This window comes from Kribbella sp. NBC_01484 (genome assembly GCF_036227145.1).
Lineage (GTDB): Bacteria > Actinomycetota > Actinomycetes > Propionibacteriales > Kribbellaceae > Kribbella.
The window spans coordinates 3,482,907-3,503,826 of sequence record NZ_CP109437.1 but is presented as its reverse complement, the minus strand read 5'-3'; the positions used below and the strand labels follow the sequence as shown (position 1 = coordinate 3,503,826).

Sequence of the window (20,920 nt, the reverse complement as noted above, 5' to 3'; positions counted from 1 at the left end):
CGCCTCGAAACGCCCGAACCCACGTCCTACTCCTCATCCACGACCTGCAGCCCGAGTCAATCGCAGCAGAGCCTCAAGTCGAACTGGTCAGCCTTGAGCAGGCCGCCAATGAGCGCAGGACAGAACGACGGGCCCATGTGCCGCGTGATGTGGCGCACCTATTTGTCACGGAGCGCCGACGCGTCCATCGGGTGGTCGCTGCTGCTGAGCTTGAAGCCGAGATCATCCGCGACGGTGATGCCCATCCACTCGTCCGCTCAGGTCTGTGCGACGGCCGGGCGGGCATTGTTCTATCGACGATGGCGACGTTGACGTTGTGATCCACGAGCTTGCCGACAAGGCAGTGTGGTCGCTCGGGTCTGGATGGCAGCCCACCGAGTTTTACCTGGACGAGATCGGAAAGTAGCACGACGACACCGTGCTCTCACTCAGGGCTACTTGCCGCCGACAGTCCGCGCTGTCCGTCTCGCGGCGAGGTGTGACGCTCTCCTCTAGGAGCCCCTCGTGCGCCCAAACGCGGGAGTGGTCGGGGTTGACGCCGGCGGCGGCGCGGCCGAATTTGGCTGTTGGTCCGTAGGCCCGCCGGCGGGCTAGCTCGGCTTCCTTAAGGGCAGGTTCGGGTAGTCGCCCGGGCGGCGTCGCCATCGGCCGCGGTGATCGGCAGCGCGTACTTGCCGGCGACCTGGAGGTATCGCAGGACGTAGGTGCATCGGTAGTTGCGGTTGATCGGCAGCCACTCGCCAGGCCCACTGTCGTTCTTGGAGGCGTTCGCCGGTCCGTCGACAGCCAGCAGGTTCGCGGCCTCGTCGTTAGCGAAGTCGACCCGTCGCTGCAGCGGCCACCGGGCCGCGCCCATGTCCCACGCCCGCGCCAACGGGTACAGGTGGTCGATCTGCACCTTGGTCGCGGCGGCCTTGCGGAACTCGATCCGGCGACCGGTGTAAGGGTCGGCGGGAAGCGTGCCGGCGATGACGACGCATCTCGAGCGGGCGCGATACTGCGCCGCCGTCAGCTGGGCCGCGAGTACGTCGTTGCGGGTGTCGCAGCCGTTGTGACCGCCAAGCCCTGCGTGATCGTCGGTCCAGGACTGCCCGAACTGGTCTCGCCTGTAGCCAGCCACCTCCGGCCGGCTGGCGATGACGCGGACCTGGCGGAGCTCGGCGAAGATCAGCTTGGCCGTGCCGGTCGCTGGCGGAGCCGCGGCGGGACTGCGGGTGGGTGTGGTCCGTGCCGGCGGGTTCGACCCGACCGGGTTGGCGCCGGTCATTGGATAGGTGCACCCCGTAGCCGCGAGGCCGACCACGATCGCTGCGGCAAGGAGGGTTCGCATCACGCGACCTTAAGCCACCGCCGAGATCTCGCCCGCCCAGACGCACCGGATCAGCCTCATCTCAGTCGCTACGACTTCGCGAGCTGGCTGACGCTCAGCAGCTCAGCGTGGGAACACTCTGGGACCAAGAGGGGCCAATTCGACTCAACTGGAGTCGAAAGCGACCGAACTGGTGATGACTGGTCACGCCTGGAGAGGAGTATGGAGGTTGGGTGCGTCGGTTTCCCAATCCGCGGGTTGTGGGTTCGAGTCCCACGGCCCACCAAAAACCGTGTATGCGCTGACCTTTGATGCTACGCACGGCTTGGGTGGTGGTGCGGCGCATGACGAGGTCGTCGTTGCCGGGCAGCTCGATGGCCAGGGTTGTCTCGGACTGGAGCACGGTGCGAGAGTGGGCGCCTGCACCCCGGTCTTGCCTTTTGCGGGCTCGCATCCGGCGGCGCCCGTGGTTCAAACCCTTGTCGGAACAGATGCAGGTGTGGCCGAGTATCCTGACCTGCATCGGACTAGCTGGCATCTCATTCTCTGGAGAACCACATGCCCGGCAGCAGTTTTGGCGCGTGCCCGCTCCGTGCCCGTGTCGATCCGCGCCTCTTGCGATTCAGCGCCGGGGCCACAGCGAGTGTGCTCGCCGTGGTGCTGCTCATCGTTGACGTTGCTCGACCATTGGGTCTCGGCCTGCTCGCCTCCCAGGTCGCCGTGTTTGCGTTCACCGCGTTCGTGAGTTTTCAGTGGTCGTTGTGGGCGCAGATCTTCGCCCGTGTCATCTGGCCGCGGATCGGAGTGCCAGCCGAGTTGGAGGATGCTCGGCCGCCGAGATTCGCCCAATTCGTCGGCTTCGTGTTCACCGCTCTGGCGCTGACCACCTTTGCACTCGGTGTCGATGTCGCTGGCTACGGCCTCACCGCTCTCGCCTTCGGCGTGGCAGCCCTCAACGCATCCATCGGGCTGTGTTTGGGCTGCAAGGCCTACCAACTGATCCGCCGACCGAAACCGGCCTGAGTCTGGTCGACCGCGAACCCACCACACGTCCAGGCGCTGCTCGCTCTCCCAGACGTGACTGTCGTGGTCGGAGGACCGCAGGCCACCTGCGACCACCGGATCGAGGAGAACTCTGGGACTGAGCCGGCGGCCGTGCACGGGCTCCTCTTCAACACCCCGAGCCAGAACGCAATATTGAGCGCGCTGGTCAGTGGTGGGTCCCGGCCGGGGATCTGCGGGGCATGCGCGTGACGAGCGGGATGCTGAGGGCGACCAGGGCAAGGACGACGATCAGGCTGATCTTCATGGCGTGGTCCAGGCCTGACGTTGCGCCCTGGAAGAAGATCGAGGTGACTGCTGCCGATCCTATTCCGGCGGCGAGTTGTTGGATCGAGCTGAGCGAGCCGCTGGCACTGCCGGCCTCGTCGGGGTTGATGTCGCCGAGGGCGACGTCGAAGATCTTGCTGTAGCAGGAGCCCAGCCCGAGACCGATCACGCAGAACGCCGGGGTGAGCGTCCGCAGCCCAAGGCCGGTGCCCGAGGCAATGACCAGCACGAGCACCCACCCGCAACCGGCCAGGACGATTGCCAGCCCGATGAAGATCAGGGTGCGGCCGAGCTTTGGCGACCAGGCCACCCATGGCGGCGAACGCGGAGCCGATGGTGCCCAGGGTCAGCGGCAGCATAGCCAGCGCCGCGCCGCGCGGTGAGGCGTGCAGTCCCTCCTGCAGGAACAGCGACAGCACGTAGACCAGCCCGATCGTGGCGGCGAAGACGGCGAGCCCGACGAGCAGGCCGGAGGTGAAGCCTCGGTTTCTCAGCAGCGATGGTTTTGAGCAGCGGGTCTGCGGCAGTCGACTGGCGGTGGGCGAAGGCGGCGGAGAATGCTAGGCCGGCGACGATCGAGGCCATCGGGATCCTGGTCCAGCCGTTGGTGGAGCCCTCGATCAGGCCGTACAACAGGCCGAACATCGCGCCGGCGAGGAGGCCCGAGCCCCAGCCGTCAACGACCGTGGAGTGGTCGCCGTCGTCGTACGGGAGGATCCTGACCGCCACCGCCAAACCGATCACGCCCAGGGCCAGGTTGATCAGGAAGATCGGGCGCCAGGACAGCCCGAACAGGTCGACGCTGATGATGAAGCCGGCCAGTACCGGGCCGCCGATGGTGGCCACCCCTAGCAGCGGGCCGAACAGGGCGAGCGCCTTCGTGAGCATCTCCCGCGAGAACGTCTTCGTCATGATCGCCATGCCCTGCGGGATCAGCAGAGCGCCGAAGGCTCCTGCGCCACCCTGGCCACCACCAGCAACGCCGGGTCGGGGGACAGACCCGCCACCGCCGAGGCGACCGTGAAGCCGGCCATCCCGATCAGGAAAAGCCTCCGCTGCCCGTACTTGTCGCCCAGCCGGCCGCCCACTACGAGCAGCACGCCCATGGCGAGCATGTACGCCGTGCCCAACCATTTGATCAGGCCCTGGCCGCCATGCAGCTCCTCGGCGATGGTGGGCGCGGCGATGTTTGTGACGGTCGAGTCGATCACGTCCAGGGCGTCGGCAAGCAGCACCAGCGCCAGGATCGCCCACATCAACCGGGAGGACGTCGGACGGGTCGTCGTGGTCGTCAGTTTCATGATCGCGGTTCCCTGCTCTTCGGGGCCGGCCCCTCGTGGGCAGCCTCACCCCTGCAACGAGCACCACCGCCCCGATCCGACACCACCTCCCGGATAAGTTGGTTATCTGGAACCGGCAGCAACCTCGGCGTCCTCGGCCAGTACAGCCAGCTCGGCGTCCGTCGCCTCGCAGGCCGGGCCGTCGGGTTGTCGGGCTGTGGGGGCAGAATTGCCGTGTGAAGAAACCCGAGACCGATCCCGTGGTCGCGCGCAACCGCAAGGCTGCCCACGACTACCATCTCGGCGAGTCCTGGGAGGCGGGGATCGTGCTGCAGGGCTTGGAGGTGAAGGCGCTGCGTGCCGGGCGGGCGTCTCTGGTCGGCGGCTTCGCCACTGTCGAAAACCGGGAGATCTGGTTGTACGGCGTGCATATCCCGCAGTACTCGCAGGCCCGCTGGTTCAACGACGGTTCACGCCGCAAGCGGAAGCTGCTGCTGCATCGTGCCCAGATCAACAAGATCGAGCGCAAGGTCAATGAGAGCGGGCTGACGATCATCCCGGTGTCCCTCTACTTCAAGGACGGTCGCGCGAAGGTGGAGATCGCCCTGGCCCGCGGCAAGAAGACCTGGGACAAGCGGCACACGCTCGCCGAGCGCGAGGCCAGCCGGGAGGCCGAGCGTGCGGTCAGCCGCCGGCTGAAGGGTCGCCCGGACTAATCAGCGGTACGCAGGGCTGCCCATGAACGACGCACGCAAGCGGCCCTGGTGACCGGCTCCCCGAGACAGCTCGGCAAGCGGGTGAGCGCCCTGCGGCTCTCCCACGGGGGACGGTGGCCGCGCTCGACCTCCGCAACAGCGTCCACGTCCGCATGGTAGTTGCCGCGGGCAACGGTATGATCGCCCCGGTGATCCAGCATGCGCTGTGAGCTCAGGGCGTAACTATCATGGTCGTCCAGCCAGCTGATGATCTCCATATCGGCCCCGGAGAGGCAGTCGGGGCGGGTGAGGCGCTGGAGGATGAACGACCCGGCGCTCGACGACCGCCCTCCGGGGAGGCTGGCATCGATCGGTCGGCGCTCAGCTCACGCCGACTCGTTCTCGCCACCCCTGGGGGAACCGTCGCCGACTCGTTCTCGCCAGACCCTGGCGAACTCGTCGCCGGCTCTCGCGACGAGACTGGCCTACAGCCGGGGTGCGTCCACCCTGCTGTGAGTACGAACAGCGACGGCTGAGCACCGTCTGCGACATGGTGCGATCCGGGCAGTGGTTCAGCCGATCCTTTACCCCACAAGGGCTGTCGATTCTGAGGTGCGGTGATCGTCAGGTAAGCACCACGGGTCACGAAGAGACCCAGAACCTGAGGAGATCTGATGTCCCATCCAGTTGTTCACACCGAGATCCGGTCCGAGGACCCTGACGTCACGCGCAAGTTCTTCGCGGACCTCTTCGGCTGGAAGGTCGCGTCCGAAGGCGGCTTCCCCGGCTACACGTTCATCGACACCGGCAGCGAAGCCGGCCCTTATGTGGCGATCGGCCCACGGCAAGGCGCCGAGGACGAAGTTCTGTTCTTCGTCGCGGTCGACGACGTGACCGCGACCCTGCAGAAGGCCGAAGAGCTCGGTGGCAAGATCATCCAGCCGACCCAGCAGGTGCCGGGCACCAGCTTCGGCGTCTTCGCCGACGTCCACGGCCACAAGGTCGGAGTCGCCGCGAACGGCTAGGAGCAGACCAGCCTGGCTCGGCCCAGTCGGCGTGGTCGTGGTCGTGGGCGTTGGAGTCGCGGGTCGCGAGGGTCAGGTACTGCGCACCGGTGACGTCGACGGGCTGGGGTGCGGAGGCGTTGGACGTACGGCGTCCTGAAGGGCTTCGACTCGTCCTCGACCATCGCGACGTACGATTCGATCGCGTGATGATGCCGGGGGCAACCACTCCGGCGACCACGCTGACGGCTATGAACATCATTGATCGCAGCAACTACAGCGGTATCACCATCCTCCCGAGCAGGATCCCGAGCCGGAGTCGATGCCGAACCTCGCGCTGAACAAGCCCGCGACCGCCTCGACCGGGTTCGAGATCGCCGGCCAGGCGGTGGACGGGAACCTGTCCCGGTGTGGCTCCGACCACACCGACGATCACTGGCTCCAGGTCGGTCTGGGGACGCCGACGGGCGTCAAGGGCGCGACCATGTACTGGGAGGCGGCGTACGCCAGGACCTATGCCATCCAGGTCTCCGATGACAGCAATGCCTGGCGCGACGTCTACTCCAACAACGCCGGATCGGGTGGGGTCGAGACAGCTAGTACCGCGTCAAGCAAGGTGGGGAGGTAATCCGGAGTGACCACCCCGAAGCCGGCCCCGGCGGCCAGGTGCGGGGTTCACCCCTGATCTAGCCCCTTCACCCCAGGTATGCGGTGGGTAGAAGGGTGCAGCTGCGAGGTTCTCCCCTGAGATTGACCCAGGCGGAAGGCAAGTGCAGTAACGACCTCGACGTTTCCTGGCGCGGCAGTAGCTTCGCTCCGACGACAGCCCGGTACGTCCGGCTGCACTGCATCCAGCGAGCCACCCAGTACGGATTCTCCCTCTGGGAGTTCCAGATCCACAGACACATCCGAGTCGATTTAGGATCGAGCTACATCGACGAAGGGGACCGGCGTGCTGACCTATCAGCTGAGCTCGCGAGACCTGGAGGAGGTGCGATTCGCGATCTCGCCCGCGGCGGAGATGGTTTTGTCGTTGCGGGCGTTGCGAGATCCGGGGCGGTTTCCGTTGCAGCTGGGGTGGGTTCGGGGTGTGCAGCCGGTGGTCGAGCAGGTGGATTGGTCGGTGTTGCGGTGGCTGGTCAATGACACGATGGGGAGTCCGGATTTCCTGACGCCGCGGCCTACCTCGCCGTTGACGCAGATCCAGGATGAGCTCGAGATCATCGGGGCGGTGGATCGGCGGACGTTCGAGCGGCAGTTCGTCGCGGTCAACAAGGAGGTTCCCGACGAGCTTGCCGGTGCTGATGGTCCCGCCAGGGTTGTCGACGCGCTGCGTGCGTACTGGCAGTTGGCGATGGCGCCGTACTGGGATCGGATGCGCACGATTCTGTCGGCCGACATCAGCTACCGCGGGCATGTGCTCACGCAGCACGGGACCGGAGCGATGCTGAACGGACTCGGGCCAGCCATCAGTTATCAGGACGGGCGACTGAAAGTCGATCGGGTCAGCGATCCGAGTCGGACCGAGCGGGTGGACGGGCGGGGGCTGGTGTTGCAGCCGACGTTGTTCGGGCCGCATGCGGTGATTCCGTTCGACGTCGGGGCCGAGCCGCTGCTGGGGTATCCGCCGCGGGGGCAGGCCAATCTGTGGTCCGTCGTCGAACCGCCGTCACGGCAAGACCTTGCACAGTTGATCGGTACGCCGCGAGCCCACATCCTCGCGTTGCTCACGCACCCGCGGACGACGACCGACCTGGCCGGCGAGCTGAAGGTGACGCCCTCGGCCGTGAGCCAGCACCTGCAACTGCTGCGTCGTACAGGGCTGGTCGAGGCTCAACGCACCGGGAAACAGGTGCTCTACCGGCCGACCGAACTCGCCGCCCTGCTCACCGGATCGGACCTCGACTGACCGGGGAAGAGGAGTACTCACGGATTCGGCTTGTTCCCGTTGGCGGCGGCCGTCGGCTTCCCGTTGGCGGTGGACTTTCCGTCGGCGCGGAGACGTCCGGAGCGTCGGCCGCCGTACCGCTGTCCTCGCCGGCCGCCTCCTCTTCTGCCTTCCGGCGTACCCACCACACGCGTGCCAGCTTGGCGGATCCCAGGATCGCGGCGATGACAATCGCGGTCACAACCACGCCGGCGACATCGAGCAACCCCCACGCCCACTCGTACCACGGCGGCTGCGTTTCGGCGTCGACTGCAATCGCCCGCTCGAAGGTACGGCTGCTGAGGGGCAGGTCGTTCAGCTCCACGACCAGGGTGAGACGGAGCGTCCGCACACCATCGGTCTGCGGTGTCACGCGCCAGGCCCACCCGGTCACCCCGTCGATGAGCTGGAACTTGTCGCTGAGCGGCTGTACGTCGAGCCCCGAACCCCGGAGCTCCGCCCGCATGTAGGTGCCGATGGGAAGATTCTCGATGATGACGGGGCCGTGCCGGGCAGCGTTCTAAGCGACGGTGACACCGTCAAGTTGCCGCGCTGCACCCGCACCGTGACCTCGAAGTCCTCTTGCACCCGAGCCTGAGCAGTCGGGTTGTACGCGACCAGACCCTGCTCGAGCTCTCGCCGCGCGGCCTGCTCGTACCGCTCGCGCGAAGTCGGTTCCCGACTCGTCGAGGCACTCGGCTCTGGCGTGGACGACCCGGTCGGCTCCGACGTGGGCGGCGCAGTCGGCCGTGACGTGGCCGGCGCAGTCGGCCCTGACGTAGCCGCCGATGTCGTCGCCGGCTCGGACGTCACGGGACGACACCCGGCGGATCGGCCCCGCCGAATCCGATCCTCAGCGCCACGACAACTGCTGCCAGCACCACAGCTGCGGCTATCAGCAGGCCAAGTCTTGTTCCCCCGTGAGCCCGATCGATCGTCCCCGTCGCTGCTCACGTTCCCCCAATACATACGGTAGCGGTTTCCGGCGTTGGCGTATGCCTTCGAGACGCGTTGGCGATCATGGGAAGACGTGAGCTAGAGTCGAAAGCGCCGCGGGAGCTTGCAGGAGTGGGCTGAGAGGGTGACTGGGCCGTCGCCGACCGCTGAACCTGAATCGGGTAATTCCGGCGTAGGGAGGAAGCGATGCAGGAAGCTGTCTGGGTCAACGGTGCGGCGACCGACGTCGCCCCGGGGAAGTCCGTGGCCGAACTGATCGCCGAGTACTCCGACCGCACCACCGGGATCGCGGTCGCTATCAATCAGAACGTGCTCACCAGGGCCGAATGGGCGTCCACCGCCCTGCGAGCCGGCGATCGGGTCGAGATCGTCAGCGCGGTGCAAGGAGGCTGACATGGACGATCCACTGGAGCTCGGCGGGCGGACGTACACCTCGCGCCTGATCATGGGCACGGGCGGTGCGGCCAACCTGGAAGTGATGGAGGAGGCATTGATTGCCTCCGGCACCCAACTGACCACGGTCGCGATGCGCCGGCTCGGGACCGGCCACGAGGGCTCGGTGCTCGACGTACTCAAGAAGCATGGCATCGACGTCCTGCCGAACACGGCCGGTTGCCACACTGCCGCCGAGGCGGTGTTGACCGCGAAGCTCGCGCGGGAGGCGTTGCAGACCGACCTGATCAAGGTCGAGGTCGTCGCCGACGACCACCTGCTGCTGCCCGATCCGATCGAGTTGCTCGACGCCGTGGACGCCCTGGTGGCCGACGGGTTCACGGTGCTGCCCTACACCAACGACGACCCGATTCTCGCGCGCCGGCTCGAGCAGGCCGGCTGTGCCGCAGTGATGCCGTTGGCGGCGCCGATCGGGTCCGCGCTCGGCATCCGCAATCCGCACAACATCGCCCTCATCGCCGAGGCCGCGAACGTTCCGGTGATCGTCGACGCGGGCATCGGTACGGCGAGCGACGCCGCGCTGGCGATGGAGCTCGGCTGTGCCGCCGTCATGCTCGCCACCCCGGTCACCCGCGCCGAGAAGCCTGCCCTGATGGCCGCGGCCATGCGCGACGCCGTCTCCGCCGGCCGAGCCGCCCGCCTGGCCGGCCGTGTCCCCCGCCGCTGGCAGTCGGCCCTGGCCTCCTCGCCGACGACCGGTCTGCCTACGTTCTAGCCGCCAGTTCGGCAGCTTCGGCGAGGTCGACCGGGCGATCCAGCAGTAGCGCGGTGAGGGACAGGGCGAGGTCTTGGTTGGGCTGGAGGGTCAGCGGGCTGTCCCACGCCAGCGCTGGACCGGCACCGACGTACCCCGTGGAGCGAAGGAACCACGGGCGTACGTCGCTGGGCTGGACCAGGAGCAACGTGGTGATGATGCCGGCGCGATGCTGGACGAAGGCGAGCCACGGACTCAGCGAGCCGAAGGCAGCATCGGTCCCTTCGCCGGCTGAGCTGAGGACAGTCGTGGTCTCGGCGGACGGCAGTCGCCAGAAGATGCCGCCGTACCCGGCGTCCGGACGGCCCGTGGTGGCAGGGCTGTCGATGCGGATCGATCCGTAGCGAGCAGTGAGAACGCTCTGCCAGTCCAGCCGCCAGCCGCCGTCGGCCAGCGAGCCCGTCAGTTGTCGGCGTTCGACCAGTTGCGGCCGGCCTTGTTCGTCGTACCAGGTGAGTTCGTCGCGCAGCGTGTGATCGTCGTCGACGGCGACGCTGCGGCTGCGTTGCTGACCGTGGTTCGTGAGCAGGGTCGGGCCCTGGCCCCGGACGAAGGTCCGGCCGCCCCAATGGGAGGTGCCGTTGACCCCGGCGACCGCGAGCGAGACGCCGTAGTGATGCCGGTGGTCGACCGGGCTGACCTCCGTGAGCGGTTGACCGCCGAGCGTCCGGACCGGATGCAGATAGGGCCGCGGCGAGTGGACCTCCGGCGTCCGCCGCCCGAACTCGTACCGCGCGAGCATGCCGGAATCGCTGCTGAGCTCGAAGATGTCGCCCTGCCGCTGCCAACCCACGCGCCCGGCCGGCGCATCCCCATGCAGGCGCGGCGCCTGCGGCACCGGCCCTGTGCTCGCCCGCACTGCCAGCCGCAGCTCGGGTACGCCGTCCACCTCGACATCGGATCCCGCGATCGTGGCGTACATCCGCCGCCACGCCAGCTCCCCAAGGCCCTTCTGCGGCACCCGCACAGTCGTCAGCGACGGTACGGCGAACCGCGCCAAGCCGATGTCGTCCATCCCGGTCACCGACAGGTCCGCGGGTACGGCGACGCCGACTTCGTTGAGTCGCGCAAGCAAACCGAAGGCCACCAGGTCGTTGAAGGCGACCACGGCTGTCACGTGTGATTCCAGTACGCGCTCGACAGCGGCGTACCCGTCCTCGATCGACCAGCCGCAGTCGAGCCGGACGATCTCCAGCCCGGGAATCTCTCGCTCGGCCACCTCGAGCGATCGCAGCCGGGCCGTGTTGGACGCGCTCGCCGCCGGCCCGGACAGGAAGGACAGCCGCCGGTGGCCCAGGCCGACGAGGTGATCCACCAGGATCCGCACCGCGCGGCCGTAGTCCACGACCACTGACGAGACCTCCGGAGGGCCCTGCCGGTTGACCAGGATCACGGGCTGCACCTGCGGCAGCAGTTCGAGCAGGCTCTCCTCCGGCAACCGCGGCGACACCATGATCAGTGCGTCGCACCGCCGCCGGGCCTCCACGGCGATGGCCGCCTCGGCGCTGGGGTCCTCATCGGTCTCGGCGACCAGCACGCGGTAGCCGGCCGCGGCCGAGGCGTTGGTGATGCCACGCAGGATCTGCTGGAACAGCGGGTTGCCGAGATCCGGCACCACCAGCGCGACCATGTCCGTCCGGCCGAGGGACAGGCTGCGGGCCAGGTCGCTGGGCCGGTAGTTCAGCCGGTCGATGGCGGCCCGCACCCGCTCGGCGATGTCCGGCGCGACGGAGAGGCGCCCGTTCATCACCCGTGACACGGTTGCCCGCGACACCTCCGCCGCCCGCGCGACATCGGCGATCGTGATCGAGTCCTTCGGTGTCCGGCCCACGATGGTATCTTCTCCCGACGGAAACCGGTTTCTCAACCCCGTCCGCGATTTGCCCGGCCAACCGGGAGAAGATGAGGCGACGACTCTCTGGGAGGAACTCTTGACCAAGCTCTCGTTCCCGCGGCCCGATGGTGTTGCCCCGGGCAACGGTTACAGCCATGTCGTGACCGGACCGGGGCAGTGGGTGGCGATCGCCGGGCAGGTGGCACTGGATGCCGACGGGAAGTTCGTCGGGGTGGGTGATCCGGCCGCGCAGGCGCGCCAGGTGTTCGCCAACCTGGACGCGTGCCTGAAGGCAGCCGGCGCCACCTTCGCCGACGTCGTGAAAATGACCTACTTCGTCACCGACATCGCCTACCTGCCCGCAATCCGCGCGGCCCGCGACGCGTACGTCGACACCGCCAACCCACCCGCCGGCACGGCCGTCCAGGTCGTTGCCCTGTTCAGCCCCGACGCCCTCCTGGAAGTCGAGGCCTACGCCGTCATCAACTGACCCACTCCCGTCCTCGCCTTCCTCCCGCCCAGCAACTTCAGGGGATAACCGGCTCTTCTGTTGGATGTGTGGGTCGCTCCGGAGGGCGTTGCGTGGTGCTCCTGGTCGGTTCCCGCTCCGTCCCCGCCTCACCCGGTGTGGGGCGGGGCGGACTGTCGACGGTCGGCCGCTGTTGGTCGGCGGGGGTTTGTCTGGGGGGAGCGATACCCCCTGGATCGGCAGGCCAGACTCCCCCAACCCGGTCGGAGCGTGGGAGAGGGCTGGGCACGGGTCCGTGGTGCTGGAGGGTGTGGGCACGGAGATACCGGCCCGGGATGCGCCCCGTTCTGTTCGGGTGGAGGGTTTTCTGCCAGGGAGGGTTTTCCTCCCTCACCGGGCTAAAACCCTCCTCGCACCAGACACAGACCCCATCGAACCCCACCGACCAGGTGATGGACGATTGCGTGAGCCTAGGTCGGCCAGCCGAACGCGAACACATCCTGTCGAAAGTCCGCTGGACCGCGACCGCACCACCTGCAGTACCACCATCCCCACCCACACATCAGTCAGAAGAGCCGGATAGCCCTTGAGGTGGATGGTCGCGCGGATCGCGGCTGTCGGCTTCACCAGCGTGTCCACTCAGAATCGCAGCGGGCAACCATCCAGGTCGGGGGCGGGCACGGGACCCGGGTGGAGCGAGGTTGGGGAGGGTTAGCGCAGGAGGTCTACCGCGACGCGGGCGGCTTCGCCGATGGCGGCGTCGACGCGTGGCTGGCGGAGATCGCCGCGCGCGGCCAGGGTGAAGATCGCGAGTGCGAAGGCGGCACCGTCGGGCAGGGTGACCACCCCGACCTCGTGGCGGAGGGCTCCGAACGTCCCGGTCTTCCCGGCGACGCGGATCGCGTCGTGCGGGAAGCCAGAGGCCAAACGGTGGCCGAACACCTGCCGATGCATGGTCGCCTGCACGAACGCGGTCTGCTCCGGTGACAGCAACTCCCCCGCCCACAATCGCCGCAACAGCGACGTCAGATCCCGCGGAGTGCTCGCCGACGCATTCGCCGCCTCGTAGATCCCGGCCGGATCGGTCCGGTCGTTGTCAGCGAGTACGGCGAGTGCCGCATCCGGATCGTCCAGCCCCGTCCGACGTTGTAGGTCACGCAGGTTCCCCGCGGTCCCTCGTCGTACCCAGGTCCGTTGCAGGCCGAAGGATTCCAGCAAGCCGGCCAGCCGCCGCAACCCGACCACGTCGAGCAACGCATCGGCCGACGCGTTGTCCGACACCGTCATCATCGACACCGCCAGGTCGCGCAGCGACACCGTCACCGGGTCCGCGAACAACGACAGCCCAGTAGGCCCGGCGGTCCGCGTCGACGGATCCAGCGTCACCCGCTCGCGCGGATCGACCTCGCTCAGATCCACCAACCGGCAGAACCCGGCGAGCAGCGGCAACTTGTACACAGACGCCATCGGTACGACGCGATCCGCATCCACCTCGACGGTCGACTCCGGCGCATCGAGTGCGACCGCGTGCAACCAGCCGCGAACGCCGGCGTCCTCGAAGACCGCGCGGATCCGGGCGCTCACGACGCCACCAACGCATCCGTGAGCTGCGCCATCACGTCCGCCGGGCGGAGGAACGGCGTACGCGTCCTGGACCAGACGAGCCGGAGCCGCAACGGCAGCGGATCATCGACGAGCCGGTGCCGGCCGATCCCCGGAGCGGCGAGCGCCGGATCTGCCGTCACCACCGCGACCTGACCCGCGGCCGCCATCGCCAGTCCGGCCCGTTCGTCCGTGACCACGACGGTCCCGCCGTCGGGCCGGTGCAACGCGAGCGTGTCCAGGAACAGATCCCGCGCCGCCGGCGCCTCGGCCCGCGGCCGGACGGCGATCTGCAGCCGCTCCAGTTGCCGCAACTTCAGCTCCGAGCCGTCATCGGCCATTGCCGACGTCGGCACCAGTGCCCAGGTCGGCAGCAGCGTGACCGGTCCGGCCTCCAACCCGTCGAGCACGGCGGGATGCAGTACAGCGGCCAGCGTCAGCCTGCCCGCGGACACCTGAGCTACGAGCGAGCTGGTCGGCGCGGACAGCACCGTCACCCGGCTGCCCGGGATCACCTCACCACAAGCCGCCGCTACCGCGGCGCCGGCCGACGGCGGGACCTCCGGCGCGAGGCCGAGCCGGATCTCCGGCCCCTCCGGATCGCGCCCGACCGCGGCCTGATGCAGCTCCTCGATCGAGCTCAGTGCCCGCCGCGCGTACGGCAGCAATGCGGCGCCGGCCGAGGTCAGCTCGACCCGGCCCTGGCCGCGCTCGAACAGCTTGGCCCCGACCAGCGCCTCGAGCCGGCGCAGTCCTTGCGACAACGGTGGCTGGGTGATGCCGACCACCCGGGCCGCGTCGCCGAAGTGCTGTTCCTCGGCCAGCGCGATGAAGATCTGCAGATGCCGCTCAGTCAGCATGACCCGGCTGACCTGCGCTGATATCTCCAGCCAATCGCTTCATGCGTAAGAGCATATTCGACAGCCACCAACGGCCTCACCTTGACTGAAGCTCCGGTACGGCGAGAGGAGACACGGTGAAGGTGAGTCGCAGAGGCATGCTGACGGGCGCGGCGGCGGTTGGCGCGGCCGGCGTGATCGGCGCGGCGACCCGCGAGGACGCCGCCACGGCGGAGACACAAGCCGGCCAGACCCAGACGGCCCAGACGTCGCAGACCCAGGCGGCCGAGACACAGGGCGGGTCAGGGCAGCGGACCCCGGTGGAGGTGACCTGGTTCGGGACCCACGCGTGGCAGTTGCGCTGCGGCAAGAGCGTCGTACTGACTGATCCGTGGCTCACCCGCTTCAAGACCGGAACGTTCACGCCGGAGGGTGCGGACCCCAAGACCAAGCTGGTGATCAAGCCTGAGGTGATCGATCGCCACCTCGGGACGGCCGACGCGATCCTCGTCCACCACGCGCATTACGACCACATGGCCGACGTACCGTACGTCGCGAAGAAGACGCAGGCGACGGTCCTGGGCACGCAGACCCACGTCAACCTGCTCCGCGCGATGCGCACCCAGGAGGACCTGCTGTCACCGGTGCGCGGCGGCGAATACCTGCCCTTCGACGGCTTCGCCATCGAGGTGTTCCCGTCCCTCCACTCCTGCGGCGGGAAGCGGCACACCTACGCGTACCCGGGCTACCACCTGGAGTCCGTGCCACCGCGCCCGCGGGTGATCGAGGACCTGGTGGAGGGCGGCACACTGGCGTACGTGATCACGATCGGTGGCCTGCGCATCCTCAGCCTCAGTACGGCGAACTTCGACCAGAACGCACTGCGCGACCTGCAGGTGGACGTCGTGTTCGCGGCGCCCGGCGGCGAACCGGGCATCACCGACCGGCTGTTCGACACCATCAAGCCGGTGCAGAAGGTCATCGCGACCCATTGGGACGACTTCGACAAGCCGCTCGACGAGCCGGGCGTTCCGTGGACCGATCTCGGCCCGCTCCGCGCCTCGGTCGAGAAGGCAGGCGCGGAGTTCGTCCTCCTGGATCACCTGGAGAAGATCACGCTTTGACCCGGTAGTGATACGAGGCGACGGTCTGGAAACCGAGGCGGTCGTAGAGGGCGCGGGCCGGCGCGTTGGCCTCGACCACTGCCAGCCAGATGCGGCCGATCCCCTGGGCCGTTGCCGCCTGCAACAAGCCGTGGATGACTGCCTGGGCCAGTCCCTGCCGGCGCAGGTGGTCGTCGACGGCGAGGCAGTACAACCCCGACCAGTCGTCGACGAGCGCGAGCCGCCCGATCGCCGTGATGTGGTCGCCGGACCAGACGGTTGCGTACAGGGCCCGGCCGCGGTGGAGGATCTGCCGGGCGGTCGCCTGCTCGTCCGGCGAGCCGTGTCCGTCGACCCGCCACCAGAAGTCCGTCCAGCTGTCGTCCGGCGCCGAGGAAATATTCACCTCGACCGTCGGCTCGGCAAGCTTGGCGAGGATGTCCGCGACCTCGGCGCACTGCACCAGCGTCGGTGTCCGGATCTCGTAGCCACGCGCCTCGAGGTGCGCGTCGAGATCGGCGGGCTGCGCCGCCGAGCTGATCTGGAAGGACGGCGTGATGCCGTGCGCCTGGTACAGGTTTTCCACGTAGTCCAAGGCTTTTCCGAGGTCGAACGGCGCGTTCGCGGGCAGCACCGAGTTCGCTCGGAGGGTCACGCCGGCGTTGCGGCGGACCAGCCAGCCGTCGAGTTCGGTGCTGTCCGCGGCGGGCCAGCCTTGGTTCATCAAACCATTCATGCGAGCTGTAGAGATCACTCGCCCAAGAGTAAAAGCAGGCGGATTAAATTGCAACCGATTGCATAATTATTCATACATCCCGGAGTGTCCCGATCACGTCCGCCAGCAGATCGATGCCCTCGACAACTTCCTTCGGGGTGAGCGAGCCGTAGCCGAAGACCAGCCCGGCCGGCCCTGGGGCCGACACCCAGTACGGCGCCAGTCCGTAAACCCCCAGACCGCGTTCGAGCGCAGCCGCCTGGAGTGGTTCCTCGGCCAGATCCGGCGGCAGCAACGCCATCACGTGCAGCCCCGCGGACACCCCGACCGGCTCGAACTCCGGCAACCGCGCCGCCAGTCGATGGACCAGCGTGTCGCGCAGCAGGCGGTAGCGCGGCCGCATCCGGCGCAGATGCCGGTCGAACTCACCCCGGGCCACGAAGTCCGCGAACGCCAGCTGATCGAACACCGGCGATCCCCGATCGTCCATCAGTTTCGCCTGCGACATCGGCTCGACCAGCCGGGCCGGCAGGATCAACCACCCCAGCCGCAGCCCCGGTGCGAGGGTCTTGCTCGCGGTCCCGGCGTACGCGACCCGATCCGGCGCGAGGCCCTGCATCGCCCCGATCGGCTCCCGGTCGTACCGATACTCCGCGTCGTAGTCGTCCTCGAAGACGAGCCGATCGCCGCGGGCCGCCCAGGCCACCAGCGCCGCCCGGGTCTCCGCCGACGCCACCGCACCGGTGGGGAATTGGTGCGCCGCCGTCACCAGTACGACGTCAGCTCCTGACCGTTCGAGCGCGTCGACATCGATCCCCGACTGCAGCACCGGTACGCCGACGGCCTCGAGACCGGCCGCCGCCGCGACGTCACGCAGGTCGTTGTCCGACGGGTCCTCGACCGCGAGCCGCCGATAACCCTGCGCGGCCAGGACTTGCAGGAGCAAGCGCGATCCCTGGGCGAACCCGTTGCAGATCAGCATGTTCTCCGGGCGGGCCGCCGTACCGCGGACGCGGTTCAGGTAGTCGGCGAGCGCGGTCCGCAGCTCGATGGTGCCGCGACCGTCCAGGTAAGCGAGGCTGCGGTACGGCGTCTCGTTCAGCACCTGGCGGATCGACCGGAGCCACGCCGCGCGCGGGAACTGCGAGACGTCCGGCCGGCTGTAACGGAAGTCGATCCGCGGCGGACCGCTCGGCGACGGCTTCACCGCGGAAGGCTCGACCACGGCGATGTCGGCGACCTGCGTGTAGCCGCCGCCCCGGCTGACCAGGTACCCCTCGGCGACCAGCTGTTGATACGCCTCCACCACGACGCCACGGGACAGCCCGAGGTCCTGCGCGAGCGCCCGAGTCGACGGCATCACCGTGTCGGCGCGCAGTAGACCGGCCCGGATCCGTGTCCGGATCCCACTCTCCAGCTGCTGGTGCAGCGGCACGCCGGTGTCCCGCCGGAGCTCGACCAACAGCTCGCCCGGCCCCGAACTGGTACTGATTCGGCTCACACAACTGGACCTTATCGGAGTACCGCAGCGCTGTCAGTGTTGAAGCAAGCCGATCAGAGAAGAGAGAACGATGACCACACTGCTGCGCTCCGGAGACCAGGGGTACGACGAGGCCCGGACTGTTTGGAACGCGATGATCGACCGCCGCCCCGCCGTGATCGCCCGGTGCGAGAGCACCGAGGAGGTGGTCGCCGCGGTCCGGTTCGCCCGGACCAACGGCCTCGAGATCGGGGTCCGCTGCGGCGGGCACAACATCGCGGGTCTCGCCGTGCCGGACGGCGGCCTGATGATCGACCTCACCCCGATGAACGCGGTCCAGGTCGATCCCGAGCGGCAGCTGGCGTGGGTCCAGGGCGGCGCGCTGCTGGGTGAGCTGGACAAGACCGCGCAGCAGCACGGTCTGGCGACGACCGCGGGCAACGTCTCGCACACCGGCGTCGGCGGGCTCACGCTCGGCGGTGGGATGGGGTGGCTGGCCCGGCGATTCGGTCTGGCCTGCGACAACGTCGCGTCGTACGAACTGGTGACGGCGGACGGCTCCGTCGTACGGGCGAGTGCCGACGAGAACCCGGAGCTGTTCTGGGGGCTGCGCGGTGGCGGCGGGAACTTCGGGATCGTCACGTCCTTCGAGTTCCGGCTGCATCAGGTGGGGACGCGGGCGCTCAGCGTCGAGTTCACCTACCCGGCGTCGGCGGGGTTCGAGGTACTGCGCGGGTGGCGTGAGCTGAACGCGAACGCACCGCGGGAGGCGACGTTCACCGCAAGCATCAAGCCGGACTCGGTCACGGTCGGGTACGTATGGGTCGGCGAGGGTGGCTACGCCTTGCTGCCCGCGTTTCGTGCTCTGGGTCCGGTCAGCGATGAGATTGTCGAGCAGACGTCGTACCTCGAGCTGCAGACCCGGGACGACAACGTGCAGGGTCACCGGTACCGCCGCTACTGGAAGGGCCACTACTTCAAGGCGCTGCCCGACGACGCGATCCGTGCGTTGCTCCGGACGCCGGGTGTGTCCGCCAGCCTGCAGGCGTACGGCGGCGCGATCGCCGACGTCCCCGATGACGACGCGGCCTTCAGCCACCGGGACACGCTGTTCGAGTTCGTCACCGCGACGCGCTGGGACGACCCGGCCGAGGACGAGAGCCGGATCGCACAACTCCGCGAGTACGCCGCGGCGCTGGCGTCGTACGCGAACGGGGCCTACGTGAACACGCTCAACGGCGACTCGATCAGCCGCGCGTTCCCGCCGGCCAAGCTGGCCCGGCTGACCGCGCTCAAGACGGCGTACGACCCGGCCAACGTCTTCCACCTCAACCAGAACATCCGCCCCGGCGAGGCGAGTGCGGAGACCGCCGCCTGACTGGTACCTGTTGACGGTGGACTTCGAGTCGGTGTTCGCCGGTGTGGCGCGGGTGATCGAGGGCACCGGCGTGGTCATCATGGCCATCGGGCTCGCCGTTGTCCTGGTCCGCTACCTGTACGACGTCGTCCGCACGGGCACGGGTAGCTACCAGCAACTCCGGGTCAACCTCGGCCGGGTGATCCTGCTCGGCCTGGAGATCCTGATCGTCGGCGACATCATCCGCACGATCATCGTCGACACGTCGCTCCAGAACGTGCTGGTGCTCGGTCTGATCGTGCTGATCCGGGTCGTCCTCAGCTTCGCCCTCGAGGTGGAGATCTCCGGCGCCTGGCCGTGGCAGCAGCGCCGGTCCGAGCCGGCCCCGCCCGACGCGGCATGATGGTGTCGTGACCGAACTGACTCCGGAGCTGGCCGCGACGATCGAGGCGGCCTTCGCGCGCCGGGACCGGGACAACATGCAGCCGACCATCGACTTCTTCGAGAAGCTGCTGACCGAGCACCCGGACAACCCGTACGTGCTCTACGAGGTCGGCGGCTCGTACGACACCGACGGCCAGGAGGAGAAGGCGATCGGGTACTACGAGCGTGCGCTACCCCATCTGACCGGGGAGATACGCCGGAAGTGCCTGCTGCAGTACGGCAGCACCCTGCGCAACCTCGACCGGTTCGACGAGTCGCTGGACGTGTTCAAGAAGGCGTGCGCCGAGTTCCCGGAGTCGGACTCGCTGCGGGTGTTCAAGTCGCTCACCCTGCACGCGGCCGGTCACAAGGACAAGGCGCTGGCCACGCTGCTTCTGGTCATCGCCGACCGGGTGGACAGCCCGGAGATCAAGCGGTACGAGGCCGCCATCCGCGGTAACGCCGACTACCTCGCCAACCTCTGACGGACGGCCGGCTCACGCTTTGCGGGCGACGCCGCCGTAGATGACGTCGCGGGCATCGGCCAGCTGCTCGTCCTCGGCCGGCGCCTCCGCTCCGGGCGCGCGCCACTCGGCCAGCCGGACCACGCCCGGCTCGAGGAGCTCCAGCCCGGCGAACAGCGAGCCGATCTCCTCGACGGTCCGGAACGTCAGGGTCGGGAAGGCGGGCTTGACCTTCTCCGTCAGCTCCGTCGCCATCTGGTCGATCACGCCGCCGTCGCGCGGATTGCACGCGTGGCTGATCGCCAGGTACGACCCCGGGGGCAGGGCGTCGACGTACTGCCGCAGGATCGCGCGGGCATCGTCGAGGTCCTCGACGTAGTGCAGCATCAGCGCCATCACCAGCGCGACCGGCCGGCCCTCCGACAGGATGGCCGTCACGGCCGGGTCGGCCAGCACGTCGTCGGGCCGGGTCAGATCCGCGGCGGCGAAGTACGTGCGGTCGTTGTCCAGCAGCAGGGCCCGCCCGTGCGCGGCCACCGACGGGTCACGGTCGATGTACACCACCGAGGCGGCGCTGTTCTGCGCCTGGGCGATCTGGTGGGTGTTCTGCGCCGTCGGCAGCCCGGAGCCGGCGTCCACGAACCGATCCACGCCGGCCGCACCGGCCAGCCAGCCGATCATCCGCCCGAGCCAGCTCCGGTTCACCCGAGCCCACTCCGGCGCCTCCGGCGCGATCTTCATGATCTGCCGGTACAGCTCGCGGTCGGACTCGTAGTTGTCCTTCCCGCCGAGGAAGTAGTCGTACACCCGGGCGACACTGGGCTTGGTCGTGTCGATCCCCTGGGCGATCAGCCCGCCGTCATCGATCGGCTGATCCGTCACACTGTCTCCTCGCCGTCGGCGTCGCGTACTCCGACGAGGTTATC

24 protein-coding genes are annotated in these 20,920 nt (G+C 68.4%); 12 read left to right on the top strand and 12 right to left on the bottom strand.

The features are described from left to right. Positions 1-604 precede the first annotated feature (604 nt). Positions 605-1,330 (bottom strand): HNH endonuclease family protein, encoded by a 726-nt coding sequence (locus OG555_RS17265; protein ID WP_329483918.1) that lies wholly within the window; start codon positions 1,328-1,330, stop codon positions 605-607. A 537-nt stretch (positions 1,331-1,867) separates the two neighbouring features. Here OG555_RS17265 and OG555_RS17260 point away from each other — a divergent pair. After that, complete coding sequence (locus tag OG555_RS17260) at positions 1,868-2,332, top strand: DUF4395 domain-containing protein (RefSeq protein ID WP_329483917.1); 465 nt, start codon at positions 1,868-1,870, stop codon at positions 2,330-2,332. A 187-nt stretch (positions 2,333-2,519) separates the two neighbouring features. On the opposite strand, the gene OG555_RS17255 is transcribed toward OG555_RS17260, so the two are convergent. From OG555_RS17255 to OG555_RS17245, 3 genes are read right to left on the bottom strand one after another with little or no spacing between them, the layout of a single operon-like run. Then, on the bottom strand, positions 2,520-2,948 hold the full coding sequence (locus tag OG555_RS17255) for a hypothetical protein (RefSeq protein ID WP_329483916.1): 429 nt from the start codon (positions 2,946-2,948) through the stop codon (positions 2,520-2,522). After that, the gene (locus OG555_RS17250) at positions 2,915-3,550 is read right to left on the bottom strand and encodes a hypothetical protein (protein ID WP_329483915.1); all 636 of its coding nucleotides are present in this window, start codon (positions 3,548-3,550) and stop codon (positions 2,915-2,917) included. Before OG555_RS17250 ends, OG555_RS17255 begins: the two co-directional genes overlap by 34 nt. Positions 3,551-3,570: 20 nt before the next feature. Then, complete coding sequence (locus tag OG555_RS17245; protein ID WP_329483914.1) at positions 3,571-3,939, bottom strand: MFS transporter; 369 nt, start codon at positions 3,937-3,939, stop codon at positions 3,571-3,573. A 215-nt stretch (positions 3,940-4,154) separates the two neighbouring features. On the opposite strand from OG555_RS17245, the gene smpB reads away from it, so the two are divergent. Both smpB and OG555_RS17235 read left to right on the top strand, forming a co-directional pair. Continuing rightward, complete coding sequence (smpB, locus tag OG555_RS17240; protein ID WP_329483913.1) at positions 4,155-4,634, top strand: SsrA-binding protein SmpB; 480 nt, start codon at positions 4,155-4,157, stop codon at positions 4,632-4,634. A 653-nt stretch (positions 4,635-5,287) separates the two neighbouring features. After that, positions 5,288-5,638: a VOC family protein gene (locus tag OG555_RS17235; protein ID WP_329483912.1), complete on the top strand. Its 351-nt coding sequence runs from the start codon at positions 5,288-5,290 to the stop codon at positions 5,636-5,638. Here the strand turns inward: OG555_RS17235 and OG555_RS42855 are convergent. Next, entirely contained in the window at positions 5,547-5,876 is a 330-nt protein-coding gene (locus tag OG555_RS42855) for an NPCBM/NEW2 domain-containing protein (protein WP_442914532.1), read from the bottom strand. The two genes, OG555_RS17235 and OG555_RS42855, sit on opposite strands and share 92 nt — an antisense overlap. 63 nt (positions 5,877-5,939) lie before the next feature. On the opposite strand from OG555_RS42855, the gene OG555_RS17230 reads away from it, so the two are divergent. Together OG555_RS17230 and OG555_RS17225 are read left to right on the top strand one after the other, a co-directional pair. Continuing rightward, positions 5,940-6,245, top strand: a complete 306-nt coding sequence (locus OG555_RS17230; RefSeq protein ID WP_329483911.1) for a discoidin domain-containing protein — start codon at positions 5,940-5,942, stop codon at positions 6,243-6,245. Between the two features lie 324 nt (positions 6,246-6,569). Then, positions 6,570-7,526, top strand: a complete 957-nt coding sequence (locus tag OG555_RS17225; protein ID WP_329483910.1) for an ArsR/SmtB family transcription factor — start codon at positions 6,570-6,572, stop codon at positions 7,524-7,526. Here OG555_RS17225 and OG555_RS17220 read toward each other — a convergent pair. Next, on the bottom strand, positions 7,504-8,010 hold the full coding sequence (locus OG555_RS17220; protein ID WP_329483909.1) for a hypothetical protein: 507 nt from the start codon (positions 8,008-8,010) through the stop codon (positions 7,504-7,506). The two genes, OG555_RS17225 and OG555_RS17220, sit on opposite strands and share 23 nt — an antisense overlap. Before the next feature lie 677 nt (positions 8,011-8,687). On the opposite strand from OG555_RS17220, the gene thiS reads away from it, so the two are divergent. Together thiS and OG555_RS17210 are read left to right on the top strand one after the other, a co-directional pair. Continuing rightward, complete coding sequence (thiS, locus tag OG555_RS17215) at positions 8,688-8,894, top strand: sulfur carrier protein ThiS (RefSeq protein ID WP_329483908.1); 207 nt, start codon at positions 8,688-8,690, stop codon at positions 8,892-8,894. Between the two features lies 1 nt (position 8,895). Then, positions 8,896-9,669 carry a thiazole synthase gene (locus tag OG555_RS17210; RefSeq protein ID WP_329483907.1) on the top strand — a complete coding sequence of 258 codons (774 nt, stop codon included), beginning with the start codon at positions 8,896-8,898 and terminating at the stop codon, positions 9,667-9,669. Here OG555_RS17210 and OG555_RS17205 read toward each other — a convergent pair. Then, on the bottom strand, positions 9,659-11,539 hold the full coding sequence (locus OG555_RS17205; protein ID WP_329483906.1) for a DUF6807 family protein: 1,881 nt from the start codon (positions 11,537-11,539) through the stop codon (positions 9,659-9,661). The genes OG555_RS17210 and OG555_RS17205 overlap by 11 nt on opposite strands. Positions 11,540-11,639: 100 nt before the next feature. Between OG555_RS17205 and OG555_RS17200 the strand changes: the two genes are divergently transcribed. Next, positions 11,640-12,032 (top strand): RidA family protein, encoded by a 393-nt coding sequence (locus tag OG555_RS17200; protein WP_329483905.1) that lies wholly within the window; start codon positions 11,640-11,642, stop codon positions 12,030-12,032. 690 nt (positions 12,033-12,722) lie between these two features. Here the strand turns inward: OG555_RS17200 and OG555_RS17195 are convergent. Beyond that, positions 12,723-13,595, bottom strand: coding sequence for a serine hydrolase (locus OG555_RS17195; RefSeq protein ID WP_329483904.1), 873 nt, complete (start codon positions 13,593-13,595; stop codon positions 12,723-12,725). Beyond that, entirely contained in the window at positions 13,592-14,473 is an 882-nt protein-coding gene (locus tag OG555_RS17190) for a LysR family transcriptional regulator (RefSeq protein ID WP_329483903.1), read from the bottom strand. The genes OG555_RS17195 and OG555_RS17190 overlap by 4 nt, the downstream gene beginning before the upstream one ends. Positions 14,474-14,595: 122 nt before the next feature. Between OG555_RS17190 and OG555_RS17185 the strand changes: the two genes are divergently transcribed. Then, positions 14,596-15,576 (top strand): MBL fold metallo-hydrolase, encoded by a 981-nt coding sequence (locus OG555_RS17185; RefSeq protein WP_329483902.1) that lies wholly within the window; start codon positions 14,596-14,598, stop codon positions 15,574-15,576. Here OG555_RS17185 and OG555_RS17180 read toward each other — a convergent pair. Further along, positions 15,566-16,279 carry a GNAT family N-acetyltransferase gene (locus tag OG555_RS17180; protein WP_329483901.1) on the bottom strand — a complete coding sequence of 238 codons (714 nt, stop codon included), beginning with the start codon at positions 16,277-16,279 and terminating at the stop codon, positions 15,566-15,568. The genes OG555_RS17185 and OG555_RS17180 overlap by 11 nt on opposite strands. An 82-nt stretch (positions 16,280-16,361) precedes the next feature. After that, positions 16,362-17,771: a MocR-like pyridoxine biosynthesis transcription factor PdxR gene (pdxR, locus tag OG555_RS17175; RefSeq protein WP_329483900.1), complete on the bottom strand. Its 1,410-nt coding sequence runs from the start codon at positions 17,769-17,771 to the stop codon at positions 16,362-16,364. A 70-nt stretch (positions 17,772-17,841) separates the two neighbouring features. Here pdxR and OG555_RS17170 point away from each other — a divergent pair, with 70 nt between their 5' ends. Genes OG555_RS17170 through OG555_RS17160 form a run of 3 tightly spaced genes read left to right on the top strand, consistent with a single transcriptional unit; the run spans position 17,842 to position 20,015 of the window. After that, positions 17,842-19,128, top strand: a complete 1,287-nt coding sequence (locus OG555_RS17170) for an FAD-binding oxidoreductase (protein ID WP_329483899.1) — start codon at positions 17,842-17,844, stop codon at positions 19,126-19,128. A 16-nt stretch (positions 19,129-19,144) separates the two neighbouring features. Beyond that, complete coding sequence (locus tag OG555_RS17165) at positions 19,145-19,510, top strand: DUF1622 domain-containing protein (RefSeq protein WP_329483898.1); 366 nt, start codon at positions 19,145-19,147, stop codon at positions 19,508-19,510. Between the two features lie 7 nt (positions 19,511-19,517). Then, positions 19,518-20,015 carry a tetratricopeptide repeat protein gene (locus OG555_RS17160; RefSeq protein ID WP_329483897.1) on the top strand — a complete coding sequence of 166 codons (498 nt, stop codon included), beginning with the start codon at positions 19,518-19,520 and terminating at the stop codon, positions 20,013-20,015. Positions 20,016-20,027: 12 nt separating this feature from the next. On the opposite strand, the gene OG555_RS17155 is transcribed toward OG555_RS17160, so the two are convergent. Further along, a complete protein-coding gene (locus tag OG555_RS17155; RefSeq protein WP_329483896.1) occupies positions 20,028-20,876 on the bottom strand; it encodes an SAM-dependent methyltransferase in 849 nt (282 codons plus the stop codon). Between the last annotated feature and the right edge of the window lie 44 nt (positions 20,877-20,920).

Coding starts and splice junctions, on each gene's coding strand:
- OG555_RS17260 (WP_329483917.1), top strand. CDS start 1,868: ATGCCCGGCAGCAGTTTTGGCGCGTGCCCGCTCCGTGCCCGTGTCGAT.
- OG555_RS42855 (WP_442914532.1), bottom strand. CDS start 5,876: ATGTTCATAGCCGTCAGCGTGGTCGCCGGAGTGGTTGCCCCCGGCATC.
- OG555_RS17190 (WP_329483903.1), bottom strand. CDS start 14,473: ATGCTGACTGAGCGGCATCTGCAGATCTTCATCGCGCTGGCCGAGGAA.
- OG555_RS17265 (WP_329483918.1), bottom strand. CDS start 1,330: ATGCGAACCCTCCTTGCCGCAGCGATCGTGGTCGGCCTCGCGGCTACG.
- OG555_RS17180 (WP_329483901.1), bottom strand. CDS start 16,279: ATGAACCAAGGCTGGCCCGCCGCGGACAGCACCGAACTCGACGGCTGG.
- OG555_RS17170 (WP_329483899.1), top strand. CDS start 17,842: ATGACCACACTGCTGCGCTCCGGAGACCAGGGGTACGACGAGGCCCGG.
- thiS (WP_329483908.1), top strand. CDS start 8,688: ATGCAGGAAGCTGTCTGGGTCAACGGTGCGGCGACCGACGTCGCCCCG.
- OG555_RS17220 (WP_329483909.1), bottom strand. CDS start 8,010: ATGCGGGCGGAGCTCCGGGGTTCGGGGCTCGACGTACAGCCGCTCAGC.
- OG555_RS17245 (WP_329483914.1), bottom strand. CDS start 3,939: ATGAAACTGACGACCACGACGACCCGTCCGACGTCCTCCCGGTTGATG.
- OG555_RS17230 (WP_329483911.1), top strand. CDS start 5,940: ATGCCGAACCTCGCGCTGAACAAGCCCGCGACCGCCTCGACCGGGTTC.
- OG555_RS17250 (WP_329483915.1), bottom strand. CDS start 3,550: ATGACGAAGACGTTCTCGCGGGAGATGCTCACGAAGGCGCTCGCCCTG.
- OG555_RS17210 (WP_329483907.1), top strand. CDS start 8,896: ATGGACGATCCACTGGAGCTCGGCGGGCGGACGTACACCTCGCGCCTG.
- OG555_RS17235 (WP_329483912.1), top strand. CDS start 5,288: ATGTCCCATCCAGTTGTTCACACCGAGATCCGGTCCGAGGACCCTGAC.